The following is a 7,770-nucleotide window of genomic DNA, read 5'->3' as shown; positions in this document are numbered from 1 at the left end:
TGAACGAAACCCCCTACTATCTGTTGTCAAGGTTCAGTTTTTAGCTTGGTTATCGCTTTTTCCATTGTAGCTTAAAGCCGTCCTCAAAGGACGGGGTTTTAACCCAAATTTTCGATAAATATCGAGTCAAAACCTTTGACACTCAGCCTGATGGAAAACTGATAGAAATGTGGTTACAATGGTTTGAAGGCGTAGATGGCTTAACTGTCAATTCACCGGAACCAATAAACGACTACCAACAACTCCTGCTCGAAAAATATCGGCAACAAGGACTAGAGCTATGATCCTGTGTGATGCAGGAGTCCTGCTTTGTTTGGTTGATCGCACCCAACCCCAACATAAAGCCTACAGAAATACGGTAATGCGTTTAGCAAAGCCTCTCGTCACAACTTGGTCATGCCTGACCGAAGCCATACCGATAGAAAATGCTCCCCTTTAAAACTGTCCTTTGAATTGTTCTTTATCTTGTGCTATGAGGAAACTTTGTTGGGGGATACCGATGTGAATTCCCTTCTCCTCAAAAGCAATTTTTAGACGACGACGATACTCTCTTTCTATGTCCCATTGTCGTAATCTTTTGACGACAATTCTGAGCATAATTTCCATTCCTGTGTGAGAAACCCGACTAACACCAGCAACCTGCACAGGATTGATGATATCTTCTTGCCATTGTGGATCTACAGCCATATTTTCAGCGATGGCTGCCATTAAAGAGATCGCCAGATCTGCCTCGGTGTCATAGGCGACTTCGATGGTAAAATTGACCCGCGCCCAATCTTTACTGAGGTTGTGTGCGCTAATAATTTGGTTATGGGCAATAGTGATTAAACGTCCATCGGCAGCCCGCAATTGAGTCGCTCGCAAACTCAGATTTTCCACCAAACCAATAAACTCCTGAAACTGGATCATATCACCAACAGTGTATTGGTCTTCAAAGACAATCAGAAAACCGTTAATCCAATCTTTTAAAAGATCCTGAAAGGCAAAGGTGAGCAATGCTCCCACTAAACCGGCTCCTGTGAGTAAAAAGGCGAAAGAAAGACCCATCCAGGCAAAAAAAATCAAAATCCCCAGAAAAATAGCAATAAATGTGATAATTTCTCGCCAAACTTTTAATAAAGTTGGAGCGCGCAGAATCCTCCTTTCCAAATTTTCGGAAAAAACCGCTCCTTCCTCTACCCACTCCCGTAGCCGAGAATTAACGTAGAGATTAATCATATTGCTCACTGATGTCAGCAGCAACCAGATAATAAAAATCCGTAAAGGAATACGAATTATCCCGCGTCCTTCTAGCCTAGTTTCAGGAAATACATACAAAATCGCCGCTATTCCGCCAAACCAAAGCAGTATCAGTCCAATGAGAGCCAGTCTTTTCCAGAGAATATTTAACGTCAGTTGTCGCTGAATATCAGCCTGTTGACGGAAATTAGAGGAATCTTCCACAGAGGCTAAAATCGGTTCTTGGGAGCGATCTTTGGTGGAGGGGGAATTTATGGGTAAATTCCGATCAGATTGACTTTTAGCTTGTCTTTTGAGGAGATTGAAGCGATTTCTTAAACGTTTCTGCCACCAAATTAATAAACAGCTTAAGCAAACCATCCCGAAAATAATTATAGTGGCAGTCATTACCTGTTGCCGGCGAGCGGCGGGCTGACGTTCTTGCCAAGCTTGGAGCAAAGCTGTTTGGATGATTTTAACCCATCTGTCCGCTAAATCGGCAACAGAAGAAGAATCGATCAGGGCATCAACTTCTGTTACTGTCAGAATTACCTGTTGCGGTAAATTCTGGTTATCCCTGGCCACAATCACGGTTAAATTATTGAGGGTCGCCGGACTTACTTGCAAGGTTGTCGGATCGAAACCCCCATTGATAATATTATTTAAGCCTCTTTCAATGCGCCTAGCCCGTCTTTGTACTGGGGAGATTTCCTGGGCCGCTTCCACCCTAGAAGCGGTAAAATCTTGGGAGGCAATCTGAAATAAGGCAAATCCATCTAAATACACGGAAGCATATTCTATATCCCCGGCTACAAAAATCCTTGTCCCCGTGGGAGATGCAAATGGAACCAGAAAATTTTGGGCTAGGGATGGCAGGGAATTAAGAACAAATATACTAACCAAGAGGCAACCCGCCAATCCTTGAATGACCAGATTTAAAAATTTTCCCCGTTGCCGTCGTCCCATTACCCAAATTTCCTTTTTGATTAACAATGATCTTGACTCGCTTTCTCAGCTTATAGCAGTTATCTTTATGGTGAGATAGGAAGTTTTCGTTTTGGGGGGTTAGTCGTCCCTCTCCCTTCTCCCTTCTCCCTTCTCCCCAACCCCCCACTGATAACTGATAACTGATTACCGATCACTGCAATCCCCAACACCTTACTTAACTTCTCATGTCCAATATACCCCCACAGTGGCGCGAGGAAATTACGTCTTTACCCGCTTGGTTACGGCGTTCAATCGGCAAATCTAGCGAAATTTCCACGGTTCAGCGCATTATCAAACAAAGGAACATTCATACTATCTGCGAGGAGGGTCGCTGTCCCAATCGCGGCGAATGTTATGCCCAAGGTACGGCGACTTTTTTGTTGATGGGTCCCACCTGTACCCGCTCCTGTGCTTTTTGTCAAGTGGATAAGGGTCATGCACCCATGCCTCTCGATGTCGAGGAACCGCAAAAAGTGGCGGAAGCGGTGCAATTGTTAAATTTAAGTTACGTTGTCTTGACTTCTGTAGCCAGAGATGATATGCAAGACGGCGGAGCCAGTTGGTTTGTGCGGACGATGACAGCCATTCGCGAACTCAATCCCCACACTTTAATTGAGGTGTTAACCCCGGATTTTGCTGGGGGTAAGGGAAGTCAACAGGAACGGGTGGCGACGGTGGTAGGGGCAAAACCTGCCTGTTACAATCACAATATCGAGACGGTGCGCCGTTTGCAAGGGCCAGTTAGACGCGGTGCTAAATACGATCGCTCTTTGGCGGTTTTGCGTTATGTTAAGGAAATCGATCGGTCAATTCCGACGAAATCCGGCTTAATGGTCGGTCACGGTGAGACAAAAGAGGAAATTATCGAGACTTTGGCAGATTTACGCGCGATCGACTGCGATCGAGTTACTATTGGTCAATATATGCGTCCTTCTCTGGAACATTTGCTCGTACAGAAATATTGGACTCCCGCAGAATTTAGCGAGTTGGGAGAAATTGCCCAAAAAATGGGTTTTTCCCAGGTTAGATCTGGCCCCCTAGTCCGTAGTTCCTATCATGCCGGAGAGTAAATCAGTGATCAGTTATCAGTTATCAGTGATCAGTTATCAGTTATCAGATGTAAGTTTTAAGTTAATTAGTTAGTTATACTAAATCTGGTTATTAAAGACTGATTATTTATTCCCCTTATGTAGCCTATATTCAACGGATTTAGTATTAGTTATCTTTATCTTTATCTTTATACCTGTTTACTGTTTACTGATTAAGATGAATTTAGAAGCAATCATCGGCGAGGAAATTAAACAATCAGCAGCGGGTCGAATTAGCTTCGAGCGCTGGATGGATTTAGCTCTCTATCACCCCGATTATGGCTATTACGCCTCTGGAAAAGTAGAAATTGGCTCAAAAGGAGATTTTTTTACTTCCTCGTCCCTAGGGGCAGATTTTGGTCAATTGTTGGCGGAGCAATTTGTCGAGATGGCGGCATTTTTAGGCAATTCGCCGGGATTTACTTTAGTGGAAGTGGGAGCAGGTTCGGGAATTTTAGCGAAAGATATCCTTGATTATTTAAGTGATAACTATGCTGATTTTTATCAAAATCTCAGTTATATAATTATCGAACAATCTCAGAAACTCAGGGAAAGACAACAGGCAACTTTAGCGGGATATTCCCCAGTATCTTGGCAAAGTTGGCCGAATTTGGCCGATAATTCCCTTGTGGGTTGTGTGTTTAGTAATGAGTTAATCGATGCTTTTCCTGTCCATCGAGTTGTGATTGAGTCAGGGGAATTGCGAGAAATTTATCTGGAATTGGGGGAACCTTTTCAGGAGATTATCGGAGATTTATCCAGCGACAGCATCAAAGACTATTTTGATTTAGTCGGGATAAATATTCCTTCCCCACTTTATCCGGAGGGTTATCAAACCGAGGTAAACTTATTAGCTTTAGACTGGTTAGAAACGGTTAATCGGAAACTCGATCGAGGTTATATCTTAACCATAGATTATGGTTACACTGCCGAAAAATATTATCATCCCCAAAGAAGTCAAGGAACCCTACAATGTTATCGACAACATCAGCGTCATGATCATCCTTATTTGTGGGTGGGAGAACAAGATATTACCACTCATGTGGATTTTACCGCTTTACAACGTCAAGGGGAGAAATTAGGCTTAAAAAATCTCGGTTTTACTCAGCAAGGATTATTTTTAATGGCTTTGGGATTAGGGGATAGATTAAATCAACTTTCTCAAGGAAAAATCGATATATTAACTATATTTCAGCGTCGAGATGCCCTACATCAATTAATCAATCCCACCGGTTTAGGAGGATTTGGAGTGTTAATTCAGGGGAAAGGAGTAGAAGAAAGAATACTTCAGGGATTAAGTAAATAACTAAAAAAAAGGGCTGAATGCTGTTAAATTTCAGCCCCAAGAATAATTAAGCTCCTACAGATTCTTTAGCGGCATACATTACCTCTAAAGTTATTTCACCAATACCTCGCTCCCGGGCGAATTTTTCGGTATTTCGTTTGACTTTCCCCCGCACAAAACCGGGGATTTTCTGCAATTCTGCCGTCGCTTCCTTATTCCAATTTAGGTCAGAATCTGCCGAAATACCTTTAGTAATTACCTCTTTTGTATCATGACCACCGAATATCTCTAATAGGTGATCTTCCATGCCCAAAGTAAAGGAATTATAGACCAAATCGGCGATCTGATTAGTGCCTTCGTAACCTAAGAAAGGTTTATAACCGAGGGGGAAATTTTGGATATGAATAGGTGCGGCAATTACTCCACAGGGAATATCTAAACGTTTGCCCACATGACGTTCCATTTGAGTACCAAATATCGCCGCCGGTTCCAACCGAGCAATAGCATCTCCTATCGCCCCATTATCATCGCTAATTAACACTTCATCGCAATATTCACTCACTTGTTCCCGGAACCAATCGGCATCATACTTACAATAAGTCCCCGCTAAAACCACATGGATTCCCATCTCTCTGGCGAGAATTTTTGTCATAGCGGCTGCGTGGGTATTATCACCAAAAACCACCGCTTTTTTGTCCGTTAAATTCTGACAGTCAATGGAACGAGAAAACCAAGCAGCCTGGGAGATATGCAGAGTTTGTTCATTGATAAAATCTTCGTAATCTACTGCCGCACCTTGGGCATTAATTACCTCTTGAATTTTGCGAATACAGCGCGCTGTTTCCACCACTCCCATGGGGGTAATATCAACGTAAGGCATGGCGAATTCACTTTCGAGATATTTGGCTGTCATTAATCCCACTTCTCGATAGGGAACCAGATTAAACCAAGCGCGGGGCAGATTTTTTAAGTTTTCTACGGAGGCAGCTTCGGGGATAATGTCATTAACTTCAATGTCCAAATCTGCCATTAACCGCTTTAATTCTGTGCGATCATGTTGGTTATGGAAACCGAGGGTGGTAATGCCGATAATATTAACCGAAGGTTTAGGGGTTTTCTGCGAGATAATTTCCCCTTTTCTCTGGGCCTTATCGAGATAATATTTGATAATTTGATAGAGAGTTTTATCGGCCGCTTGTAGTTCATTATAGCGATAGTGGTTGACATCGGCCAGCAGCACATCCCCCTCGGCATCCTGTCGCGCTCTTTCGACAAAGTTTTGTAAATCCTCTTGGAGAATGCTGGAGGTACAGGTGGGGGTTAAAACGATTAAATCGGGACTTTCTTCGCGATCTTTGCGAACAATATTATCGACGACTTTTTCTTGGGAACCCCGGGCTAAAACATTACGATCGACAATACTAGTAGTGACGGGGGTAAAATTACGCTCCCTTTCCAACATCGAGCGCATGACGTTAAAATAATCGTCTCCCAGAGGAGCGTGCATGATAGCATGAACATTTTTAAAGGAACTGGCGATCCTTAAAGTGCCAATATGAGCGGGACCCGCATACATCCAATAGGCCAATTTCATAGAGGGTTCTCCTACAGTCAGACTTTTTTGATTGTCTCAGACTTTACCGATTTAGGAGTGAACGCTTAACGGAAGATTACAAAAAGTCCCCATACAGATTAAGTATCTTTTTGGGGAAAAATGACACAAATATTAATATTAACTTTTTTAACAATTTATGTCATTAGGGCAAAAATTTCTTTACCGACCGCTTGGTAACAAAGCCAACCGAAATTGGACCGGGGGTCGGGATAATCTTTGACGATGACTGCTTTTTCGGCCGCTCGTTCAAAAGCAACTAAACGGGGAATTTCTCGCTTAAATAGGGGTAATTTTGCTTCTTCTAGAGCTTTCCGCGCTTCTCGTCCTGTTTTTGTCCGTGAATCCACTTGGGTTAAAAGAACTCGATAATTATCGGTCATCGTGGACAGCAATTCTACCGCTTTAATCGTGACATCGATATCGAGATGATTGGGAGTGGTGGGTAGGATTAATAAATCGCTGCCCTGAGCTAAATCTTTTAGCTCGTCTGGCTCTGGCCGGGCCTGGGTATCGACGATAATATGAGTGTATTGTTTCACCAGTCCCGTCGCTCCAGCTTGGGACGCTACCATAAAAGGAAGGGTGTCTTCCCGGGACCAATGGAGAGCCGAACGATTTTTATCCGCATCGATCAATAAGGTGGGCGCTTTTTCCTGAAAATAGGCGGCCAAATGAATCGATGTGGTGGTTTTCCCGACCCCTCCCTTCAGTGCTACGACGGAAATAATCATGAACGGCTCGATGGAATAAATGGGTATTTTCTAGTGTACTCCCAGACGGACTGAAAACCGTCTAAGTTTCCGTTCAGAAAGGCTATCAGTCAGGATTCTAGATTTTTGAGCGTGGCTGTCTCGACATTATGGTGTAAAGTGTTTCTTAATGTTAGATTTTGGGACTATGCCCTCGTGATCGATCACTTTTTCTGCTCACCACAACTACGGGAGCGTCTTCAATGTTGAAGCAATTTTTAGTAATAGCGATCGCTTTCATGATTGGGTTAACTGGTCAATTAGTCCTCTCTTTACCCGCTACTCGTTTATCCGATCGAGAAATCTCTCAACAATTACAGACTATCCCGGGTTGGCAGTTACGAGATCAACGGATTGAAAAAACTTTTAAATTTAACAATTTTATCGAATCGATCGCTTTTGTTAATCGCTTAGTTACTCCAGCTGAATCCCTAGGCCATCATCCTGATATTACCATCAATTACAATCGCGTTACTCTTTCCCTCACTACCCATGACGTGGGAGGTTTAAGTAACTTAGATTTTGATTTAGCTCAACAAATCGATCGCCTGATTCCCTAGTTTTAAATCAGCTTTAACCCACACATTTATTATCTTGGCGAATATCCCAACTACCATCAACACGGAATAAAAATAAACAGCTTTTATTGGGTGTACCGGCAGCAACTAAAGTAATTCTGCCTAACTGTCCCCAAGAACCCCCTAACCCCTAGGGTTGATTCATTTAAATTAAGTACAGCGGATTTTGAGTCAATAAATTTGACCGAAGATTCTCAAGTTTCTCTTGTTCTAATCAAAAGAGTTAGTCACAATAACTAATCTTTAATCT

At 42.8% G+C, this 7,770-nt stretch carries 7 protein-coding genes and 1 pseudogene; 4 read left to right on the top strand and 4 right to left on the bottom strand.

Annotated elements, in window-relative coordinates; translation table 11 throughout:
- Positions 1 to 280 precede the first annotated feature (280 nt).
- Positions 281 to 439 (top strand): PIN domain-containing protein, encoded by a 159-nt coding sequence (locus tag EWV84_RS11375; protein WP_287078088.1) that lies wholly within the window; start codon positions 281 to 283, stop codon positions 437 to 439.
- Here the strand turns inward: EWV84_RS11375 and EWV84_RS11370 are convergent.
- The gene (locus tag EWV84_RS11370) at positions 436 to 2,184 is read right to left on the bottom strand and encodes a mechanosensitive ion channel family protein (RefSeq protein WP_287078086.1); all 1,749 of its coding nucleotides are present in this window, start codon (positions 2,182 to 2,184) and stop codon (positions 436 to 438) included. The genes EWV84_RS11375 and EWV84_RS11370 overlap by 4 nt on opposite strands.
- Positions 2,185 to 2,390: 206 nt before the next feature.
- Between EWV84_RS11370 and lipA the strand changes: the two genes are divergently transcribed.
- Together lipA and EWV84_RS11360 are read left to right on the top strand one after the other, a co-directional pair.
- Positions 2,391 to 3,275: a lipoyl synthase gene (gene lipA / locus EWV84_RS11365; protein ID WP_287078085.1), complete on the top strand. Its 885-nt coding sequence runs from the start codon at positions 2,391 to 2,393 to the stop codon at positions 3,273 to 3,275.
- Between the two features lie 196 nt (positions 3,276 to 3,471).
- Complete coding sequence (locus EWV84_RS11360; protein WP_287078084.1) at positions 3,472 to 4,599, top strand: class I SAM-dependent methyltransferase; 1,128 nt, start codon at positions 3,472 to 3,474, stop codon at positions 4,597 to 4,599.
- Between the two features lie 46 nt (positions 4,600 to 4,645).
- Here EWV84_RS11360 and bchB read toward each other — a convergent pair whose 3' ends face one another.
- Both bchB and EWV84_RS11350 read right to left on the bottom strand, forming a co-directional pair.
- The gene (gene bchB / locus EWV84_RS11355) at positions 4,646 to 6,172 is read right to left on the bottom strand and encodes a ferredoxin:protochlorophyllide reductase (ATP-dependent) subunit B (protein WP_287078083.1); all 1,527 of its coding nucleotides are present in this window, start codon (positions 6,170 to 6,172) and stop codon (positions 4,646 to 4,648) included.
- A 155-nt stretch (positions 6,173 to 6,327) separates the two neighbouring features.
- Positions 6,328 to 6,924, bottom strand: coding sequence for a nucleotide-binding protein (locus EWV84_RS11350; protein ID WP_158199866.1), 597 nt, complete (start codon positions 6,922 to 6,924; stop codon positions 6,328 to 6,330).
- Positions 6,925 to 7,145: 221 nt separating this feature from the next.
- Here EWV84_RS11350 and EWV84_RS11345 point away from each other — a divergent pair, with 221 nt between their 5' ends.
- Positions 7,146 to 7,502, top strand: a complete 357-nt coding sequence (locus tag EWV84_RS11345; RefSeq protein ID WP_287078082.1) for a 4a-hydroxytetrahydrobiopterin dehydratase — start codon at positions 7,146 to 7,148, stop codon at positions 7,500 to 7,502.
- Between the two features lie 13 nt (positions 7,503 to 7,515).
- Here EWV84_RS11345 and EWV84_RS11340 read toward each other — a convergent pair.
- Positions 7,516 to 7,650: pseudogene (locus EWV84_RS11340) on the bottom strand (prepilin-type cleavage/methylation domain-containing protein); the annotation flags it as partial.
- Positions 7,651 to 7,770 lie beyond the last annotated feature (120 nt).

The organism is Microcystis sp. M_QC_C_20170808_M3Col (assembly GCF_007095505.1).
Classification (GTDB): Bacteria; Cyanobacteriota; Cyanobacteriia; order Cyanobacteriales; family Microcystaceae; genus Microcystis.
The sequence above is the reverse complement of the archived record's forward strand: the minus strand, read 5'-3'. Positions and strand labels throughout refer to the sequence as shown.

Coding starts and splice junctions, on each gene's coding strand:
- lipA (WP_287078085.1), top strand. CDS start 2,391: ATGTCCAATATACCCCCACAGTGGCGCGAGGAAATTACGTCTTTACCC.
- bchB (WP_287078083.1), bottom strand. CDS start 6,172: ATGAAATTGGCCTATTGGATGTATGCGGGTCCCGCTCATATTGGCACT.
- EWV84_RS11345 (WP_287078082.1), top strand. CDS start 7,146: ATGTTGAAGCAATTTTTAGTAATAGCGATCGCTTTCATGATTGGGTTA.
- EWV84_RS11370 (WP_287078086.1), bottom strand. CDS start 2,184: ATGGGACGACGGCAACGGGGAAAATTTTTAAATCTGGTCATTCAAGGA.
- EWV84_RS11375 (WP_287078088.1), top strand. CDS start 281: ATGATCCTGTGTGATGCAGGAGTCCTGCTTTGTTTGGTTGATCGCACC.
- EWV84_RS11350 (WP_158199866.1), bottom strand. CDS start 6,924: ATGATTATTTCCGTCGTAGCACTGAAGGGAGGGGTCGGGAAAACCACC.
- EWV84_RS11360 (WP_287078084.1), top strand. CDS start 3,472: ATGAATTTAGAAGCAATCATCGGCGAGGAAATTAAACAATCAGCAGCG.